17 protein-coding genes and 1 pseudogene are annotated in these 19043 nt (G+C 45.1%); 4 read left to right on the top strand and 14 right to left on the bottom strand.

Annotation, left to right across the window (positions count from 1 at the left end):
- Positions 1–43 precede the first annotated feature (43 nt).
- From ACN6NF_RS07860 to ACN6NF_RS07845, 4 genes are all read right to left on the bottom strand, one after another.
- Positions 44–1402 (bottom strand): hemolysin family protein, encoded by a 1359-nt coding sequence (locus ACN6NF_RS07860; RefSeq protein WP_474316634.1) that lies wholly within the window; start codon positions 1400–1402, stop codon positions 44–46.
- A 106-nt stretch (positions 1403–1508) separates the two neighbouring features.
- Positions 1509–2639, bottom strand: coding sequence for a radical SAM/CxCxxxxC motif protein YfkAB (yfkAB, locus tag ACN6NF_RS07855; RefSeq protein WP_474316633.1), 1131 nt, complete (start codon positions 2637–2639; stop codon positions 1509–1511).
- A gap of 97 nt (positions 2640–2736) precedes the next feature.
- Positions 2737–3897 (bottom strand): HD-GYP domain-containing protein, encoded by a 1161-nt coding sequence (locus tag ACN6NF_RS07850; RefSeq protein ID WP_474316630.1) that lies wholly within the window; start codon positions 3895–3897, stop codon positions 2737–2739.
- Entirely contained in the window at positions 3851–5305 is a 1455-nt protein-coding gene (locus ACN6NF_RS07845) for a bifunctional metallophosphatase/5'-nucleotidase (RefSeq protein WP_474316628.1), read from the bottom strand. The genes ACN6NF_RS07850 and ACN6NF_RS07845 overlap by 47 nt, the downstream gene beginning before the upstream one ends.
- A 273-nt stretch (positions 5306–5578) precedes the next feature.
- Here ACN6NF_RS07845 and ACN6NF_RS07840 point away from each other — a divergent pair, with 273 nt between their 5' ends.
- The gene (locus tag ACN6NF_RS07840) at positions 5579–6643 is read left to right on the top strand and encodes an HD-GYP domain-containing protein (RefSeq protein WP_474316627.1); all 1065 of its coding nucleotides are present in this window, start codon (positions 5579–5581) and stop codon (positions 6641–6643) included.
- Between the two features lie 171 nt (positions 6644–6814).
- Here ACN6NF_RS07840 and ACN6NF_RS07835 read toward each other — a convergent pair whose 3' ends face one another.
- Positions 6815–7669 carry a manganese catalase family protein gene (locus ACN6NF_RS07835; protein ID WP_474317538.1) on the bottom strand — a complete coding sequence of 285 codons (855 nt, stop codon included), beginning with the start codon at positions 7667–7669 and terminating at the stop codon, positions 6815–6817.
- 218 nt (positions 7670–7887) lie between these two features.
- Here ACN6NF_RS07835 and ACN6NF_RS07830 point away from each other — a divergent pair, with 218 nt between their 5' ends.
- Positions 7888–8727 (top strand): manganese catalase, encoded by an 840-nt coding sequence (locus tag ACN6NF_RS07830; RefSeq protein ID WP_474316625.1) that lies wholly within the window; start codon positions 7888–7890, stop codon positions 8725–8727.
- Between the two features lie 186 nt (positions 8728–8913).
- On the opposite strand, the pseudogene ACN6NF_RS07825 reads toward ACN6NF_RS07830, so the two are convergent.
- From ACN6NF_RS07825 to ACN6NF_RS07790, 8 genes and pseudogenes are all read right to left on the bottom strand, one after another.
- Positions 8914–9073, bottom strand: a pseudogene (locus ACN6NF_RS07825) (Fe-S cluster assembly protein SufB); the annotation flags it as partial.
- Positions 9067–9429 carry a YmaF family protein gene (locus tag ACN6NF_RS07820; RefSeq protein ID WP_474316623.1) on the bottom strand — a complete coding sequence of 121 codons (363 nt, stop codon included), beginning with the start codon at positions 9427–9429 and terminating at the stop codon, positions 9067–9069. The pseudogene ACN6NF_RS07825 and the gene ACN6NF_RS07820, both read right to left, overlap by 7 nt.
- Positions 9430–9707: 278 nt before the next feature.
- Entirely contained in the window at positions 9708–11105 is a 1398-nt protein-coding gene (sufB, locus tag ACN6NF_RS07815) for a Fe-S cluster assembly protein SufB (protein WP_016819590.1), read from the bottom strand.
- A 30-nt stretch (positions 11106–11135) separates the two neighbouring features.
- Positions 11136–11558, bottom strand: a complete 423-nt coding sequence (gene sufU, locus ACN6NF_RS07810) for a Fe-S cluster assembly sulfur transfer protein SufU (RefSeq protein WP_013309555.1) — start codon at positions 11556–11558, stop codon at positions 11136–11138.
- Positions 11548–12771, bottom strand: a complete 1224-nt coding sequence (locus ACN6NF_RS07805; protein WP_474316620.1) for a cysteine desulfurase — start codon at positions 12769–12771, stop codon at positions 11548–11550. The genes sufU and ACN6NF_RS07805 overlap by 11 nt, the downstream gene beginning before the upstream one ends.
- The gene (gene sufD / locus ACN6NF_RS07800) at positions 12768–14072 is read right to left on the bottom strand and encodes a Fe-S cluster assembly protein SufD (protein WP_474316617.1); all 1305 of its coding nucleotides are present in this window, start codon (positions 14070–14072) and stop codon (positions 12768–12770) included. Before sufD ends, ACN6NF_RS07805 begins: the two co-directional genes overlap by 4 nt.
- A 23-nt stretch (positions 14073–14095) precedes the next feature.
- A complete protein-coding gene (sufC, locus tag ACN6NF_RS07795; protein ID WP_017425928.1) occupies positions 14096–14878 on the bottom strand; it encodes a Fe-S cluster assembly ATPase SufC in 783 nt (260 codons plus the stop codon).
- A 398-nt stretch (positions 14879–15276) separates the two neighbouring features.
- Positions 15277–15747: a Dps family protein gene (locus ACN6NF_RS07790; RefSeq protein ID WP_474316615.1), complete on the bottom strand. Its 471-nt coding sequence runs from the start codon at positions 15745–15747 to the stop codon at positions 15277–15279.
- A gap of 307 nt (positions 15748–16054) precedes the next feature.
- On the opposite strand from ACN6NF_RS07790, the gene mtnK reads away from it, so the two are divergent.
- Entirely contained in the window at positions 16055–17287 is a 1233-nt protein-coding gene (mtnK, locus tag ACN6NF_RS07785; RefSeq protein ID WP_474316614.1) for an S-methyl-5-thioribose kinase, read from the top strand.
- Positions 17284–18393 (top strand): S-methyl-5-thioribose-1-phosphate isomerase, encoded by a 1110-nt coding sequence (mtnA, locus tag ACN6NF_RS07780; protein ID WP_474316612.1) that lies wholly within the window; start codon positions 17284–17286, stop codon positions 18391–18393. Before mtnK ends, mtnA begins: the two co-directional genes overlap by 4 nt.
- A 158-nt stretch (positions 18394–18551) precedes the next feature.
- Here mtnA and ACN6NF_RS07775 read toward each other — a convergent pair whose 3' ends face one another.
- Positions 18552–18854, bottom strand: a complete 303-nt coding sequence (locus tag ACN6NF_RS07775) for a YunC family protein (protein WP_017425931.1) — start codon at positions 18852–18854, stop codon at positions 18552–18554.
- Positions 18855–19043: the final 189 nt, after the last annotated feature.

Here is a 19043-nt window from a genome sequence, read left to right as displayed (position 1 = left end):
ATATAACTTGCATATCTGAACTAATCATGGCTATCTCTGTGGATTAGGATTCCTCATCGTTAGAAAGCTCATCTTCAATGACAGGCTCAGTTTTACGGTGAATTTTCACTCTCATGATGCGAAGCCTTGTTGCTTCCTCCACTTCAAAGGTCAGATTATAAAACTCTATTTTCTTCCCTTTCACCGGACTGCCTTCCAATTCCTTAAACAGCCAGCCTCCGATGGAGTCCACCTCGTCGTCTTCAATGTTCACTCCAGTCAAATCATTCACATCCTCAATGAGCATACGACCGTCCACAGAGATGAAGTTTTCCTTCATTTCCACGCTTGGACGTTCATCCTCAAACTCATCATAGAGATCCCCGACAATTTCCTCTAGAATTTCCTCCGCTGTCAGCAGACCGGCGGTTCCGCCGTATTCATCCACTACAAGAGTCATTTGGGAATGCTTTTTCTGCATAAGGCGCAGCACATGACTTACTTCCATGGACTCAGGCACATTCAGAATAGGACGCACCACCGAGGCCAGATCCAGTTGCTCGCCCTGCTCAGCAAGCAGAAGATCTGTAATATGGACAAAACCGATAATCTGATCTTTATCCTCGACCGCTACCGGGTAACGGGAATGCTTGGTCTCACTGATAATCTTCAGATTTTCCTTAAACGACAAATTCGTGTACAAGCAATCCATATCTGTACGCGGCAACATAATCTCACGGGCAAGCAGATCAGAAAAATCAAAGATATTATCCATCAGCTTGATTTCATCTTTATCGATTACACCGCTTTTGGCGCTCTGATTCATCAATATACGGATCTCTTCCTCCGAATGCGCCGCTTCGGCTTCACTCGCCGGCTGAATACCGAATGCCCGTAACAGCATGTTTGCGGCAACATTCAACACCCAGATTACAGGCAGAAAGACCTTATAAAAAAGCAGCAAGGGCGCCGATAAAAATAATGCCACACCTTCGGTCTTTTGAATTGCCAAAGACTTGGGAGCCAGCTCGCCCAATACAATATGCAAAAAAGTAATGACGCAAAATCCGACGACAACGGATACCGTTGTAATCAGTGTACCGTCAGTTACACCGAGTTTGTGCATGAGTGGCTCTATCAGGTAGCCGGATATTGCTGGTTCACCAATCCAACCTAGTCCCAATGAAGCCAGCGTAATGCCCAATTGGGTGGCAGACAGATAAGCATCCAACTTTTGGTTTACCTTCAGCGCATAGCCTGCCAGGCGATGACCCTCACTTTGGAGCTGCGTCAATCGGGATTGGCGCATTTTGACCAGCGAAAACTCTGCGGCCACAAAAACACCGTTTAGAAAGACAAGCAGCAGTACCAAGAAGAGATTCACCCCTAGCAATCCCCAATGAAACTCGGTATGACCATCCAATACGAACTCCCCATTTCTTTAGTTAGCATTTTGCACCATTCGACTTGCAAGCTATTCAATTCAGTATTTATGATTGAAAACTGTAATTGGAATCAAGTAAAAATGCTTATAATTGCAATGCTTTTCTTGATTTAAAGTCAACACCCTTGTAATACATATCCGCTACGAGTAGATTCGGTCCGCAACACGCAGCCGCATCACAATGACAGTTCACGGTTTGATTCAGCGGATGCTCATTCAGCCATTCACCGAAAATATTATCCAGACTGTTTTCTTGAATGTTTCCGAAAGCTGGAATGTCTGCAAAATCAGTCACATATACGCTACCCGTGAACATATTCACATTTACACGGTTTCTTCCGTCTGGATCATTACGCACCGTAATATTCGGTTCTTGTCGCAAGCGGCGAAGCAATTTACGGTCTTCCTCCCGCTCTGAACAAGCAAAGAATGGTAGTGTACCAAATAACATCCACATATCCTGATTCCGTACATCCAGCAACTTATCAATCGAGTTCCGCATATCGTCAAGGGACAGTACAGGCAAGGCAGAGGCAAAATTCGACGCGTACATCGGATGAACCTCATGTCGGCGGCATCCCATTTCGTTGATCAACTGATGAATGCCTTCTAGCTTCGTGTGTGTTCGATAATTAATCATGGACTCAGCTGAAATGAACATCCCCATTTCGCTCAATCTGCGTGCATTCTCTATCATGTTTTCATACAGGCGCACAGCACCCGCGCGTGGAGTCGGACGTCCGGTATTTGCGAATCCCACTTCATAAAAATCGTCTGCATTTAAATAATTAAACGATATATGCATGACATCCAGATACGGAAGCATCTTTTCATATCTTCGAATATCCAACGTCAGGTTGGAGTTGATTTGCGAACGAATACCGCGCTCTTTAGCATACTTCAACAGTGGAACGATCACATCGTCCACTGTTTTATCAAGCAAAGCAGGTTCTCCGCCTGTAATACTTATTGTCTCCAGATGCTCAACTTCATCCAGCCGCTTCAGCATCAGATCTAAAGGAAGGAAAGGGGCCTCCTTCATAACCAGCATGTCACCGACAGCACAATGCTCACAGCGCATATTACATAAATGTGTTACGGTCATTTCCACACTTGTAAGCAAATGACGACCACGTGTACGCAGTGAGACAATCGGGTCCCACGGATCATACGTTGGCGATATTTGGGGTAGCGTGTTATTTTGTAGAACTGTCATTATGTTTTCACCTTATTTCTGTTATTAACCTCAAAAGACGTATAATTATCATATCATGATGTGTAAAGTACCTGCATGCTTTCTTCCACATCCTCCGCTAATCTACGTGTACTCCTCCGAAAGGGCCGGTAGCAGCGCCTAATGTGTTTGTAATCATAACCGAAAGGGATACGGACAAATCCACATCATAAGGCGCCTTGAGTTCCTGCCCATCCCGGTCTCTTACAATACGAATGACAGGCCTTTGCGGGATTTTGGGATGTATACGCACTACAACTCCCTCTTCCCCTGTGTTGAGCATCACAGACAGCCCCAGAGGGTAAATAGCTACACAGTCACGAAAGGCTTCCAGCATCCGCTGCTCATACAGCGTTCCTGCCCCGGCGTATAGTACCTCCATCGCTTCATAAGGCAACAAAGCCTGCTTGTATATCCGACTTGCCGTCATCGCGTCATACGAGTCCGCCAGACCGATCCATTTCGCATATTCGTGGATTTGGTCCTTTTTCCAACCGTGTGGGTAGCCACTGCCGTCAATACGCTCATGATGCTGTAATGCACAATGAGCTGACAACAAGGGAATCCCCGGTTCGTCTTTAAGTAGCTTGTAGCCGATCACTGTGTGTGTTTTCATGTGCTCATATTCCTCGTCCGTCAATTTACCCGGCTTATAGAGGACTTGAGGTGAAATCTTCATTTTACCGATATCGTGCAGTAATGAACCTATCCCTAGCTCCATGAGCTGGTTATTATCGTAGCCATTGGATATTCCCAGGACTAGTGAGTATAGGCATACGTTCAAAGAATGATGATATAAATCCTGATCCGCGGCCCCGATATCCATCAACATAATGACGGCATCCTGGCGGCCTCCAATATCGTCCAGAATGGATTCCATGACCTTATAAAAGGACTTGCCAAAATATTTGTGCTTATGATCTACGGAGTAGGATGACAAACCCTGAAACTGCTTTTTGATTTCCTGTAGCGCCGCCGCCCTTGTCTGTTCATGGATCATCTCAGGTATGACGATATCTTCTGTCACTGCATCCTCAATGTATACATATCCAATTCCGACTTGGCCTAGACGTTCAATCAATCGCGAAGTAAGCTCAACACCTTCCGAGAGCAGCACCATTCCATTTTCATTGTATATTTTTTTGCCCAGCTTCATGCCGGCTCTCAATAATGTAACAGGTACCAGTCGCAGCTTAATCCTCTCCCGATTGTTTTGATACCTGAAGCCACCTAGCTGCAAAACATTCTTCCATCGCGCCCGGACGCTTCAACTCCATTTCAATCAAATCCCGTAAAAATTCTGGAAGCATAAATTGGAGATCTGTTCCGTTGGCAAGCACTTTATAGCCTGCTTTGAAAGTGAACATATCCAACGTGCCCACTGTGTATTCCTCATCTTCTTCCAAGGGTCGACCCGCTACACGAATGTCCGTCACTTTTTCATAAGGAGCACGGTCTGGATCATACTGAATGGTCAATCCTTCCACACACATCGTGCCAAGCACTTTGCCTCTGAAGCCAAAGCCCGTCAGGGGCTTGTCTGTAAATTCAGGCAGCAGGGATTGCTCCAGTGCCAAGCGAATGTCTTTTCCCCGCAACTTCATAACACAGGGATTAATCGGTGATGGACATAAGGAATGTAGTATTCCTTTGCTAATATCTCCTTGAGGCAAGGGACCGAGCAGTTGACCTGCATTGACGAGGGCAATTTCGGTTCCTGTAAAATGGGACACCGATTGTGCCAGCAAATTCCCGAAAGGGGACTCCTCATTATAGGCGATTTCCAGTTCCCGATCCGTTACTGCCACCGTGCTCTCCATGGCGCGTTCTGCTTGTCTGCGATGCAACACAATGGCCGATGCTACCTTTTCGTCCAACAGCGTCTGATCCACAGGAACTACGCCGCCTGAGGTAATTCGAAACGGTTCAAGACTATGGTTACGGGTTAGTGTCACTTCACCGAGCAACGTTCCGAACTTCCCGGCCCCGCATAGAACGGTGTTCCCGATCTGAAGCGGTTCCTCCAGCACATGGTGGGTGTGACCACCAAGAATAACGTCAATTTCAGGAAACAGGGATGCTAATCTCTCATCAGAGGGTAAACCCAGGTGAGACATCACGACCACCACATCCACCTGCTTTCTGAGTGCCGCGATCTGCTTCCCCAGCATCTCAAACGGATCGAGCACATCCCAACCCAGCAATTGATAAAACTCTGTAAAAGGAGCCGTCACACCGAGTAAACCGATCTTGATTCCTGCTTTGTTCAAAATAACGGATTCCTTCATCCACGAAGCAATCCTTCCCGTGGCACGCTCTGTCAGATTGCCACATACGACTGGACAATGAATGCCTGCATATGCCTGTTCAATCATATCCGAGGTAAAAGTCAGTCCCTCGTTGTTACCGATCGTAATTGCATCGTATCCTGTCAGATTAATCACATCCACATTTGCCCCACCGAGCGTTCCTTCCGTTTCGGGGGCCATCCGGTCCATGTGGTCTCCTATGTCCAGCACAAGAAGCGCATCCCCTGATGCAGCTCTTCGTTCATTGATCATCGCGGCTATCGAAGGCATACTGCCAAAATGACTATGGATATCATTCGTATGCAAAATGGTCAACGTTTGCCGAGTCGTCATCTCCATAACCGCCCTCCTCTATATTTTATATATCGACTTTGGAGCTTCTAATGTTTAAGCATACCATGTTATTTAGCAATATGGTACATATGAGGTGGACATAGATAGTGAAAATCATTGACATTGCCTTCTATATGTAACTTAAAGGAGACGGGTCCTTCGGACCTATTTTACAGCTTGGAATAATAGTAAATTAGTCGTTGTCATCCCATATAATTCTTGATATATTAAGTTTGTTTCGTATTTTCGACAAATTTACGACAATAAGGAGGTTAGCGCATGAGAGTTCACGTTACCGATGCCAAGCCGGGCGATCGACTCAAATCCGATACATACAATGGGCATGGTGTGCCTGTCATGATACAGGGCACCGAGCTTCAGCATGACGATATTTCCAAGCTCATTATGCACGGTGTCGATTATATCGACATTGATGCTGGTTCTACGAGCATTCCGGTTGGCTTTGCCCCCGATGTTCCAGCTTCCCCCGAGTCCCTTAAACGCGCCGTTCCCCTCATAGAGCAGACGATCAGTGGCTTTGAAAGCATGTTCCTCGAAGCTTCCTCAACTGGAAAATTTGACGAATATCGAGTTGATGAGCTGTTCGGCCCTCTCGTTTCAGAACTGGCTCGCCAAAAAGATGTCGTATCTCTGCTGTTAATTATGGAACGGGGAGACCACTATACCTATAATCATTCCCTCCAAGTAGGCATACTGTCATATTACATTGCCACTTGGCTAGGATATACAGAAGAAGAGGCATATGCCGCTGGTAAAGCTGGATATTTACACGATATAGGCAAGTCAATGATACCGGATGAAATTTTGAACAAACCGGATAAACTGACACCAGAAGAATTTCATGAGATGAAAAAGCATTCTCAGTATGGCTATGATATTATTCGCAATTCAACCAGCGATGAGATTTCAGCAATTGTCGCCTTGCAGCATCATGAACGTGAAGACGGAAGTGGATACCCCCATGGACTATTCAAAGAAGAGATTCATCCTTTTGCCAGCATAACGGCTGTTGCCGACGTGTACAGCGCGATGATTTCCAACCGTGTGTATCAGACGAAGCAGGAGTTACTCACCGTATTACGCGAGCTGCACAGTATGAGTTTTGGACATCTGAATCCAGAAACTACTCAAGTGTTCATCAGACATATGCTTCCGAATTTTATTAATAAGCAAGTTCTATTGACTACAGGCCAGACAGGAACCATTATTCTGAACAATCCTGTCGATTACTTCAGGCCCTTAGTAAGAATTAACGATGATGAATATATAGATTTGTCCAGGGAACGCCATGTATCCATTGATGAGATTTATCTGGAATCCTGATCTGCCACTGCCACCCGGCGTTACTTTGTTTGTACGGAATGATTTACCGAAGCACAGGCTACACGAATGAAAAGAGACTGTCCTTAATCCGTAGGTTTTTCCTACAAAGGACAGCCTCTTTTTGTATTACGGATATAAGCCTAATTACTATCTGTATTTTTATATTTAATCCTAGGAGTTAAGATCTTGTAGGCCTGGGCTATGTTCATTAGGCAATTCAGGCATATACGGAAGAGGGAAGCCTTCTGGAGGGTCAATGACACTCAAATCCCCACCGTTTCTGCTTGGAGTTTGTCCATTGAATATTTCTCCGATACGAGTAGAATCCAATCGAAAATTAAACTGTGCATTGTGAAAGCCCATTTCAACATACTTTCGACATTCTGGATACTTGTTAATATCGTAGTTTGGAACTGGGAACAACTTCCCCCAATCTACTCCAAGTGTCTCTAATGCTTTGGCAAACGCATTTTGATGAGCATTATCCCGTACAATCAAAAAAGCCAATGTTTCCCGGAATGTTTTGTTCGAGCTCATTTCGTAAATTCGGGATTTTTGCAGAACCCCTGTAGATTCGAGTACGAGATTATCAAGCAAATCACTAATCAGATTACCGTGGGAATAGACATAACTACCTAACCAAGGATTACCACTTGCATCAACGGGTAAGGAACTTTGAGCTCCCATAATAAAATGATGAGGATTGGCATGTTTTATCGCTTCATCCAAAGGAGCATGATCAACTCCAGCATCGCCGGCTTGGTCTTCGCCTGAGCCAGTCAGAAGTTGATTTATGGTATGTTGGACCAGTTCAACATGACTAAGCTCCTCAAGAAAAACTCCTCGTATCAAATCTCTAAACTGTACAGCATTACCACGAAAATTATTACTTTGAAAGAAAAACTGCATCATAGTACGCATTTCTCCAAATCGACCACCCAATACCTCTTGAATCACTTTTGCAGCAGCTGGGTCGGGTTTATCGGGTACTATTAAGTTAATTAAATCTTCTTTATAAAAATACAATACCAAAACCCCCTTAGAGTTTTTATTTTGAAGTGAAACATATACTACCCTTTTTTTATCTTTTTTATACAAACCAAAGAAATAAGAAATTCAATAAAAAGACTTCTAGTCTAGTATTAGGGTTATTGTTGTTAGGCAGATCCTCGTTTTATTGCGCCTTGAATGGGTTAATATAGCTTGGATTCACTAAACTGCTTTAACCTATAGGAGGACTAATTATGTTTAGACATCAAAAAGAGTTGCAGTTCGAAGTGAAAGTAGAGCGACCTGACCCTCTATTTGCCCGACAGGTACAAGAAGTTTTGGGAGGCCAATTTGGAGAAATGACCGTGATGATGCAATATTTGTTTCAAGGGTTTAACTGTCGCGGTGATGAAAAATATAAAGATATGTTAATGGATATTGGAACAGAAGAAATAGGGCATGTGGAGATGCTGTGTGCTTTAATTGGTCAATTACTTGATGGGGCTAAACCAGAAGATCAGGAGCAAGCTGCCAAAGACCCTGTTACAGCTGCCATTATGGGGGGAATTAACCCGCAACACCTACTGGTCAGCGGTCTTGGCGGATTGCCTACTAATTCCAATGGAGTTCCATGGAATGGTTCTTACATTGTTGCTAGTGGTAATCTTTTGGCAGATATGCGGTCCAACTTGCATGCAGAGAGTCAAGGTCGATTGCAAGTAGCAAGACTATATCATATGACACAAGATGAAAGCGTTAGGGCTACATTACGGAAAATGCTAGCACGTGACCGTTATCATCAGTATCAATGGATGTCAGCAATCCAAGAATTAGAAGAAAAAAATGGTGTTGTGGTACCGGCTTCCTTTCCTCCTGAAGCAGAGCAAGAATCCCAGCCTGAAGCATATGAGTTTTGGAACTTGTCAGAAGGAGAGGAATCTAGTGAAGGTCTGTGGGCAACAGGAAGTGCGCCGGATGGAACCGGGAGCTATGTATACATCTCTAACCCCGTTGCCAAAGGACAGGTCTATAATGCCAAAATACCAGCAACCGAGTTGCATCATGACTTAGACCATAAAACTTCAGATAAATAAATAAGTAACCCGATGAGTCTTTACAACATTAGATTGCTCATTGGTGACACTGAGAATAAAAATAAAAAAATTATATACTTAAAATTAGAATAAGCGATGTATCATAAGGTATTCAATCAAATTCAGGCATTAATCAGGAAATACAGAATCAATGTAAGAGCAAAAAGCCCTGCCGACCAATTAAGGTTAGCAGGGCTTTTTGCTAATACTACCTTCCATCTCGGACTTGATCAAACGGTTCATCTCCACCGCATATTCCATCGGCAGTTATTTGATAAAAGGCTCGATAAAGCTCATCACGATCATTTGTTGCCTCTACTTCTGTCAAACCACCGTTCATTAAATAAGAGGTTCCTCAATCAATGTTGCGAAATTAAACTGGTGTACATGACCATCATTTAATGTGGTTTGGCCCGTAACGAAATGTACATGTTTTCCATTTCCGACTGGAATAGCTGGTCCTGTTCTAATCCTTCTCAAATTATGAAAGTGGTTCACGAAATCAGTTTTTGTAAGATCAATTTCATGGACATGACTTCTTCCAGCTCGAATCGCTTGCCCAGTGACACCTGCGAAGCGGTGGTTATGTCGGTCTGCGCCTTCTTCAGCCAGTTTGGTACTACCTTCAAATTCATGTACATGCCTCTGTGTCTGTTTTGAAAAGATTGCTTTCTTCTTTACTACAGGTTTATTCTTCTGCATCTGTTGATATGCCTCCTTATATTTATGTCGCTCACAACATCCTATTAAGCAGACATACATAAGTGCTAGGCAACTATCTGCGGCCCTAAGCATAAATTTTTTTATGTAGTAGAAATAAGGCCTATGGACTTAGGCATCACAGAAAAAAGAAGAAGACGAACTTAAAAAGTTCGCCTTCTACATTAAAAGTGAATCCGAGTCGGCACAAAATCGGCACGACTCCTATTTAACAGCTTTAATTAGCTCAAGTACCTTGTCTCACCAAGGGTTACCACGTTTTAACCGATAGAACCTTCCATTTCGAACTTGATCAAGCGGTTCATTTCTACTGCATATTCCATCGGTAGTTCTTTGGTGAACGGCTCAATGAAGCCCATAACGATCATTTGTGTTGCCTCAGCTTCGGTCAGACCACGGCTCATCAGATAGAAGAGTTGATCTTCCGATACTTTGGACACCGTTGCTTCGTGCTCAAGTGTAATATCGTCATTCATGATCTCATTATAAGGAATAGTATCTGAAGTTGACTGATTATCCAAAATCAACGTATCACACTTAATATTCGATTTTGCACCTTGAGCCTGACGACCAAAGGAAGCTAATCCGCGATACGTTACTTTACCACCATGCTTACTGATCGATTTGGATACAATCGTGGATGTAGTATCTGGTGCCAAGTGGATCATTTTCGCACCTGCATCCTGATGCTGGCCTTTGCCTGCAACAGCGATGGACAAGACCATCCCTTTCGCTCCACGACCTTTCAATACAACGGCAGGATACTTCATTGTCAGTTTGGAACCGATGTTTCCATCAACCCATTCCATCGTTGCATTTTCTTCAGCAACCGCACGTTTGGTTACCAAGTTGTAAATGTTAGGTGCCCAGTTCTGGATCGTTGTATAACGAACGCGTGCGTTTTTCTTACAAATAATTTCAACCACAGCACTATGCAGCGAGTTCGTACTGTAGATTGGAGCCGTACAGCCTTCTACATAATGCACAAAGCTGTCTTCGTCAGCAATAATGAGCGTACGCTCAAATTGACCCATGTTTTCCGAGTTGATACGGAAGTAAGCCTGCAATGGAACTTCACATTTTACACCTTTAGGTACGTAGATAAAGCTACCGCCTGACCATACTGCACTGTTCAGTGCCGCAAACTTATTGTCTGCAGGAGGTACGACTGTGGCAAAATACTCTTTCAGAATCTCAGGATGCTCACGCAACGCCGTATCGGTATCCATGAAAATGACACCTTGCTCTTCCAGGTCCTTTTGCATGCTGTGGTAGACAACCTCGGATTCATACTGCGCAGATACACCAGCCAAAAACTTTTGCTCCGCTTCAGGAATCCCCAGTTTATCAAAGGTTTCCTTAATTTCTGTAGGAACCTCTTCCCACGTCTTCCCTTGTTTCTCGGAAGGTCTTACATAGTACTGGATATCATCGAAATCCAGTTCATCCATGTCTCCGCCCCATTTTGGCATTGGCATTTTTTCAAATTGCTTCAATGCTTTCAGACGGAACTCCAACATCCAATCCGGTTCACCCTTAATTTTGGAGATTTCCTTTACAATTTCCGGAGTGAGACCCTTACCTGTTTGGAAAATGGACTTGTGCTCGTCACGAAAGCCATACTTATACTCTTCCATTTCCGGTGCTTTCTTGGCCATGTTTCTCAAACCTCCTCTGTTCTATTTAAATTATTTATCTTCGTCAATCCCTTTGCGCAGCGCGTTCCAAGCCAATGTCGCACATTTAATGCGAGCCGGGAACTTATTGACCCCTGACAAAGCTTCCAATTCTTCATAATCATCAAATTCGACCGCTTCGCCCTTCATCAGGGAGGAGAAGCGACTCGCCATATCCAAGGCCTGATCAATCGTTTTTCCTTTGACCGCTTCTGTCATCATCGAAGCCGAGGACATACTAATCGAGCAGCCTTCGCCTGTAAAACGGGCATCCTCGACTACGCCGTCTTTCGTTTTGAGTTGAAGGGATATCCGGTCACCACACGTAGGATTATTCAAATCCACCGTAACAGCATCGTCCTCAAAACGTCCGCGATTGCGCGGATTTTTATAATGATCCATAATCACGCGTCGGTACAAGTCATCAAGTTGCATCGCCAAAATACTCCTTCGTTTGGATTAAGGCGCTGACCAGAGCGTCGACATCCTCTTCCGTGTTATAGAGGTAAAAGCTGGCACGTGCAGTTGCACTGGCTTTCAACCAGCGCATCAATGGCTGGCAGCAATGATGGCCCGCACGTATGGCCACCCCTTTGCTATCCAGTACAGTAGCTACATCATGCGGATGCACATCATCCAAGTTGAATGTTACAAGCCCGACATGACGTTCAGCAGGCCCGTAGATCGTCAACCCCTCCACTTCACGGAGACGTTTGAGTGCATAATTCGATAGACGGCTCTCATGCTGTGCAATGGCGTCTAGTCCGATGCTTTCCAGAAAATCAATGGCAGCTCCCAAGCCAACTGCTCCGGCAATAATCGGGGTGCCACCTTCGAATTTCCAAGGTAGTTCCTTCCATGTGGATTCATACAATCCCACATCGTCGATCATCTCACCGCCAAACTCAACGGGCTCCATGTTTTCCAGCAACGCCTTCTTGCCGTAGAGTGCACCAATTCCTGTAGGAGCACACATTTTGTGACCAGAGAAAGCATAAAAATCAGCATCTATGTCTTGCACGTCTACTTTCATGTGTGGCGTACTTTGTGCACCGTCGACAACGATAACTGCACCTCTGCGATGTGCAATAGCAGCAATCTCTTTGACCGGATTCACAACGCCAAGCACATTGGAGACATGCGCAATCGCAACAATTTTTGTGTGTTCTGTGACGGTTTTCTCCACGTCTGCAAGATCAACGCTACCGTCCTCTTGAAGCGGAATATATTTTAAAGTCGCACCTGTGGCTTTGGCTACCTGTTGCCATGGAATCAAATTACTATGATGTTCCATGGGTGTGATGACAATTTCATCACCCTCCTTACAGTTAGCTCTACCGTAAGAAGAAGCCACCAGATTCAGCGCGGTTGTTGTCCCGCGTGTAAAAATGATTTCCTGACTGCGCTTGGCATTCAGAAAACGGGCTACCTTCTCCCTCGCACCTTCATAAGCATCCGTAGCACGGCTCCCCAAGGTATGCACACCACGGTGTACATTCGAATTATCAAATTCGTAGTAGTGCTTGATCGCCTCGATGACCGCTAGCGGCTTTTGCGAAGTGGCCGCATTATCCAAGTAAACCAGCGGATGACCGTTAATCTCCTGATGTAAAATCGGGAACTGTTCACGGATCAATGCAGTGTTCATTGGCCTAACTTCCTTTCAACAAGGCTTTGCAGCTGATGTTGAAGTCCTTCGAGCGGAATTTCAGATACGACTGGTGCCAGGAAGCCATAAATAATCAATCGTTCAGCTTCTGCACGGCTAATTCCGCGGGACATCAAGTAATACACTTGCTCACGGTTCACCTGACCAACCGAGGCTGCGTGTCCAGCCGTTACATCATCTTCATCAATCAGCAGGATCGGGTTAGCGTCACCACGTGCTTTCGGGCTGAGCATCAGTACACGCTCCGTTTGCTGACCGTCTGCTTTAGTAGCGCCTTTTTCAATTTTCGTAATTCCGTTAATGATGGAAGATGCTTCTTCACGCATAACTGCGCGTGTAATCATCTGACTAGCGGAATTTTTACCAAAATGCTGTGCTTGTGTTGTATAGTTCAGCTTTTGTGAACCAGAACCTACAGCAATAACCTTGGCATCCGAGTTAGAGCCATTGCCTTTGAGCACAGACATGGTATTGCTCGCTGTATTGCCGTTGTTCATTTCGCCTACAATCCATTCGATAGCAGCGTCATTTCCGAGCGTGGCACGACGAATGGAAATATCCGTTACTTGCTCTCCAAACTGATGCACTGTCGCGTAACGTACTTTAGCACCTGCATTCGCAACAACCTCTACCGCACCGTTATGAAGAACAGGTGCCGCCAAATCCGCAGATACATAGTTGTCTACGTATGTCACGGAACTATGGTTTTCAGCGATGAGCAGCACATGCGGCGCAAATGTTGCAGTCGCATCATCCGTGAGGAACACAGCTTGAAGCGGTACGTTCAGTTCTACATTTTTAGGCACATAAGCAAATACTCCACCGTTCCAGAGTGCTGCATGCAATGCGGATAACGAATTTTCTTCAGCCTTAATAACAGTGTTCAGATGAGCTTTAACCAAATCAGCATGCTCTTTAACCGCCGTTTGCAAATCCGTGAAAATGACGCCTTGCGCCGCCAGTTCCTCGCTCAGCTTCACGTATACCACGCCGGAGTTGCGCTGGATAATCAGACCGCCCTCCTGTTGTTCTTTGACCAGATCAGCAATGGCTGCAGGAACCTGACCTACAGATGCAATGACCTCGCTCAGTTTATGTTGACCGTAATCGTTTAAATTCCAACGTTCGATTTTTGTTTTTTCAAATACCGGAAGCTCCAGTTGGCCTGCAAGCTCAAGTGCTTTTTGTCTGTCTTCGGCTAGCCAAGATGGCTCGCCATTACGTTCGGACAGAACACGCAGTTGCTCGGAATCTACCGGAAGGATTGTTTGTGTTGTCATCAGTTTTCCTCCTCGCTTCCGGCTTACGCCTCTTGTCCTACAGTTTCATCAACGATACCCAGCTCTTCCTTGATCCAGTCGTAACCGTCTGCTTCCAGACGCTCAGCAAGCTCAGGACCACCGGATTTAACGATACGCCCTTGCATCATCACGTGTACATAATCTGGTTTGATGTAGTTCAACAGACGTTGGTAGTGAGTAATCACAAGGAAGCCACGGTCTTCAGAACGCATAGCATTTACACCGTTAGCTACGATTCTCAAAGCATCGATATCCAGACCGGAGTCAATTTCGTCCAGAACGACAATTTTCGGATCAAGCATCATCATTTGCAGAATTTCATTCCGTTTTTTCTCACCGCCGGAAAAACCTTCATTCAAGTAACGGTGAGCAAACTCAGGATTCATTTCAAGCTCTTTCATTTTGCCTTCCATTTGGCGGATAAACTTAATCAGGGAAATCTCTTGTCCTTCTTCACGGCGCGCGTTGATTGCACTACGCAAAAAGTCAGAGTTTGTTACTCCTGCAATTTCACTTGGATACTGCATCGCCAGGAACAATCCTGCACGTGCACGCTCATCCACTTCCATATCCAGCACGTCTTCTCCATCCAAAGTTACTTTGCCATCTGTGACTTCATATTTAGGATGACCCATCAAAGCAGATGCAAGTGTACTTTTACCCGTTCCGTTAGGACCCATGATAGCGTGGATTTCTCCACCCTTCATTTCGAGGTTAATACCCTTCAAAATTTCTTTACCTTCAATGGTCGCTTTGAGACCTTCAATCTTAAAGTTTGTAGCCATATTCGCAATACCCTCCAAAAAATGTAGTGTGGTGTCGAAATCAGAAAGTATATTTAAACAGGGGAGCCCCCTGATTTCAAGCCAAGCAAATGTAATATTTAAAAATTTATTTATAATCATTCTAAACTGATTCTCAATGATTCTCAAGTTATTTTATAATAAATATCTTTAAGGGTGCAACCAACAGACGCACGTTATCCACCTTTCTTCATAAAATGTTCATCCTACCAAGCACACAAATGGCAAAATACATCCTTCGAATGATTATATAGTTATAGTGTAGTACAAAAACCATGGGATACATAATCTCTTTTTTAGCCATAAAAACGCTACTGACAGCTTGACGTCAGTAGCGTTTTACATGTAAAGGGGTTATTTTAGTGCGTAAGCCTAATGGGTTAGCCCAAATAAGAGCGAAGCATCCACATGTGTTTCTCCAAATCTGCTTTAAAGCCGATCAGCAAATCTGCAGTAGGTTGGTCGGAGTTGCTTTCCGCCAATTCGATACCTTCCTGAAACTCCTCACATACCGTTGCAAAGTCCTCAATCAGGGTTTGCACCATTTTCGGAGCATCTTCATTACCAGTAGCCTCTTGAATTGAGGACAGCTCCAGGTATTCCTTCAATGTTGCGGAAGGAGAACCTTTCAAGGCGAGCAAGCGCTCGGCAATTTCATCCATTTTCAATGTCACTTCATTGTATAATTCTTCGAATTTAACATGGAGTGTATAAAAACTGGAGCCTTTCACGTACCAGTGATAGTTATGAATTTTTACATATAACACATTGAGGTTAGCGACTTGACGGTTTAAAAGTTCCTCCACCGATTTGGTTTGCGTATTTTTCGAGTTACTTGTTGTTTTAGCCATCATAAATCCCTTCCTTTTTCATCAAATTGACTTTCAGAAGCGTTTACGTATCCATCACCGTCCCTGCTGACGGTAAGACGCCAGCGGACATTTGAATATCACCTGCCGGACGTCTGTTTCATATTTACCCTTTCTATACAGAGACGAAACAAAAAGAAGAGTTTACCTCTTCCAATCCATCATAAAAAAAATGTACAAAACTTCAGTGATTTTCGTTATACTTTCTCTATCCTATCAAAATACTTGGTTTAATATTGTGGTGTTTTTCCTACCATTTACATGTGCGCAATTTACGGAGGTGACCTCATTGTCCAAATATCATCCCTTAACGACCGAAGAAGCAATCGAATTCGTGAAGAACATTCCCGGATTTTTTAGTCAGGAAGCTCATCTGGAATGCCGAGAAATCGGTGATGGCAACTTAAATCTGGTTTTTCATATTACAGATTCCAAATCTAACAAGAGTATCATTGCCAAGCAGGCGCTTCCCTATGTAAAAATTGTGGGTGAATCCTGGCCGTTATCGCTGGATCGCGCCCGTATTGAACGCGAAGCACTTCAGCAAGAGCATCAGCTTTGCCCCGAATTGGTTCCTGCGGTACTAGGCTATGACGATGAGCTTGCGTTAACCGTAATGGAGGATCTTAGCTCACACACAATCATGCGCAAGGGACTAATCGAAGGCAACACATACCCTCTTTTTGCTAAACATATTGGGGAATTTCTGGCGCGCACGCTCTTTTTCACCTCAGATTTGGGCATGAATCAGCAGTCTAAAAAAGAGCTGGTTAAACGCTTTATTAACCCTGAACTTTGCAAAATAACTGAGGATCTGATTTTGGATGAACCCTACCGGTTTTCAGATAATAACAACTATGGAGTATACATTGAAGACGAAGCAGAGGCACTTCGTACAGATCAGGTGCTTCATCTAGAAGTGGCTTTGCTGCGAGAAAAGTTTATGACACGAACAGAAGCACTGCTACACGGCGACCTCCATACAGGCAGCATTTTTGTAACGGCTGAATCGACCAAAATCATTGATCCTGAATTCGCCTTCTACGGCCCCATGGGGTTTGATATCGGAGCGGTCATCGCCAATCTGCTGTTGAACTACGCAGCACAGCCCGGATGGACTTCTGGCGAGAAGGCTCTAGAGAAACGACGTGACTGGCTCCTGGAGACTGCCATTCAAGTATGGGAGCAGTTTGAGAGCAGGTTTCGTACACTGTGGAACGAGCACGTCACCGATCATTTGGCACGTACACCCGGATATCAGGACTTATACCTTCAGAAAGTGCTGCAAGATACGATTGGCTTTGCAGGGTGCAAAGTAATCCGCCGGATCATCAGTCTGTCGCATGTGGCGGATATCGATACCATTGCCGATCCTGATATCAAGGAAGCTGCGGAACGTCTCGCCTTATCGATCGGAAAAACCTTGGTTCTCCGCAATCGCGAGCTTCATTCGATCCGGGAACTAGGAGATATTGTTCGGACAGTAACAGCGACCCAGACTAAAGGAGCATCAAGAATATGAGTGAAAATAAAGAATCGATCCCCGCATCCTCACGAGAAGTAGCTGTGTCTGGACAAGCTCTATCTTCGCTGGTGTGGAAAGGTGACCACTTGTCCATGCTGGATCAGCGTCTACTGCCGGAAAAGATAGTCATGCTGGATTTATTCACGACCGAGGAAGTGTGGGAGGGCATCCATGCCATGAAGGTACGGGGCGCCCCCGCCATCGGGATGGCCGCAGCGTATGGTGTTGTACTGGGTGCTGCCTCCTATCGCGGCAACGACGCTGCTGAGTGGCTGGGGCATGTGCACGCGGTGTGCGGACATTTGGCTACCTCACGGCCGACTGCCGTGAATCTGTTCTGGGCTCTGGACCGTATGAAGAAGCGAGCCGGGGAACTCGTCACAGAGGCTGAGGTAGGCCAGATCGAAGACTGGAATGCAGGGCTGGAGCGTGAAGCTGTAGCCATTCAAGCAGAGGATGAAGAGGTTTGTCGCCAAATCGGCATCCATGCTTTACCTTTGTTCGAGGACGGGATGGGCGTGCTCACTCATTGCAATGCGGGCGGGTTGGCAACAGCCAAATACGGAACAGCGCTCGCGCCTATGTATTTGGCTCAGGAGAACGGCATCCATTTGAAAGTATTTGCTGACGAAACTCGCCCCGTATTACAGGGTGCGCGCCTGACCGCCTTTGAGCTTCAGCAGGCAGGCATAGATGTCACCCTGCTCTGTGACAATATGGCAGGCATGGTGATGTCTAAAGGATGGGTGCAGGCTGTCATTGTCGGCACAGACAGAGTCGCCGCTAATGGGGATGTGGCCAACAAAATCGGCACCTATAGCCTGGCAGTGTTGGCGAAGGCGCATGGCATACCTTTTTACGTTGCTTCACCACTATCTACCATTGATTTACAGACCGCTACAGGCGCAGATATTCCGATTGAGGAGCGTTCTGCGGAGGAAGTTACCGAGAGCTTTGGGAAAAGAACTGCCCCACAAGGCATCAAAGTCTACAACCCGGCTTTTGACGTTACACCTCATGAGTACATTACCGCCATCATTACCGAAAAAGGGATTGTCCAAGCACCCTTTAGCGACAACCTCACCGCTTTGTTTGCCGATTAATTGTTCTTGCAGGTTATATTATACACTTTGTATATAATTCAAATAGTTCAAATACTTCACTCGATAGAATGAAAAATTTCACACAAAAAACCGAGCCGTAGCGCCCGGTTTTTTATTTTTTCTTTTTTGCTTCTATTCAACAATTATCACTAGGCTTCTTACACCAGTTTCAATAATGCTTCATAGCCTGGCATCCCCGGCTTAATTCCAAGTTGCTCAGCTTCCGTCGTCACTGACTCCATTGGTGCTTCCAACAGTTCCTTTAGTGTTTTTACCCCTACAGCACGTGCGGCCAGAATTTTCCGATCCGCCAGCCGTTCATTGAGCAATCCGACATCCAGCGCACCACACATGATGTAACCACGGGAGTTGGAGATCGTCAACAGGGTTGTTTTAGGCAGTTTGACCTCGACTCCGATAAATGTATGCTCACCCACTTGAATGGGTTCCATGTGTATCATGGTTATTACATGCACCTCCTCTTTGTTCATCCGGGATATTTTATGCGGCATTTGCGGGTAAGTGTGGACACCCGTGGATACATACAAAATTTTGGGAGGATTATGTATGTACAGCAAAATAGGCGATATCAAAAAGACCAGACGAATCGTTCCATCTAGTCTTAGTGATCATCGTTAATGTTCTAGGGT

It is taken from the genome of Paenibacillus sp. TSM33 (assembly GCF_056099025.1).
This window is presented reverse-complemented; position numbering and strand designations above follow the sequence as displayed.

What these genes read in the sequence shown, in the direction of transcription:
- yfkAB (WP_474316633.1), bottom strand. Translation starts at nt 2,639, where the DNA reads ATGACAGTTCTACAAAATAACACGCTACCCCAAATATCGCCAACGTAT.
- ACN6NF_RS07845 (WP_474316628.1), bottom strand. Translation starts at nt 5,305, where the DNA reads ATGGAGATGACGACTCGGCAAACGTTGACCATTTTGCATACGAATGAT.
- ACN6NF_RS07840 (WP_474316627.1), top strand. Translation starts at nt 5,579, where the DNA reads ATGAGAGTTCACGTTACCGATGCCAAGCCGGGCGATCGACTCAAATCC.
- ACN6NF_RS07830 (WP_474316625.1), top strand. Translation starts at nt 7,888, where the DNA reads ATGTTTAGACATCAAAAAGAGTTGCAGTTCGAAGTGAAAGTAGAGCGA.
- ACN6NF_RS07820 (WP_474316623.1), bottom strand. Translation starts at nt 9,429, where the DNA reads ATGCAGAAGAATAAACCTGTAGTAAAGAAGAAAGCAATCTTTTCAAAA.
- sufB (WP_016819590.1), bottom strand. Translation starts at nt 11,105, where the DNA reads ATGGCCAAGAAAGCACCGGAAATGGAAGAGTATAAGTATGGCTTTCGT.
- sufU (WP_013309555.1), bottom strand. Translation starts at nt 11,558, where the DNA reads ATGCAACTTGATGACTTGTACCGACGCGTGATTATGGATCATTATAAA.
- ACN6NF_RS07805 (WP_474316620.1), bottom strand. Translation starts at nt 12,771, where the DNA reads ATGAACACTGCATTGATCCGTGAACAGTTCCCGATTTTACATCAGGAG.
- sufD (WP_474316617.1), bottom strand. Translation starts at nt 14,072, where the DNA reads ATGACAACACAAACAATCCTTCCGGTAGATTCCGAGCAACTGCGTGTT.
- sufC (WP_017425928.1), bottom strand. Translation starts at nt 14,878, where the DNA reads ATGGCTACAAACTTTAAGATTGAAGGTCTCAAAGCGACCATTGAAGGT.
- ACN6NF_RS07790 (WP_474316615.1), bottom strand. Translation starts at nt 15,747, where the DNA reads ATGGCTAAAACAACAAGTAACTCGAAAAATACGCAAACCAAATCGGTG.
- mtnA (WP_474316612.1), top strand. Translation starts at nt 17,284, where the DNA reads ATGAGTGAAAATAAAGAATCGATCCCCGCATCCTCACGAGAAGTAGCT.
- ACN6NF_RS07775 (WP_017425931.1), bottom strand. Translation starts at nt 18,854, where the DNA reads ATGATACACATGGAACCCATTCAAGTGGGTGAGCATACATTTATCGGA.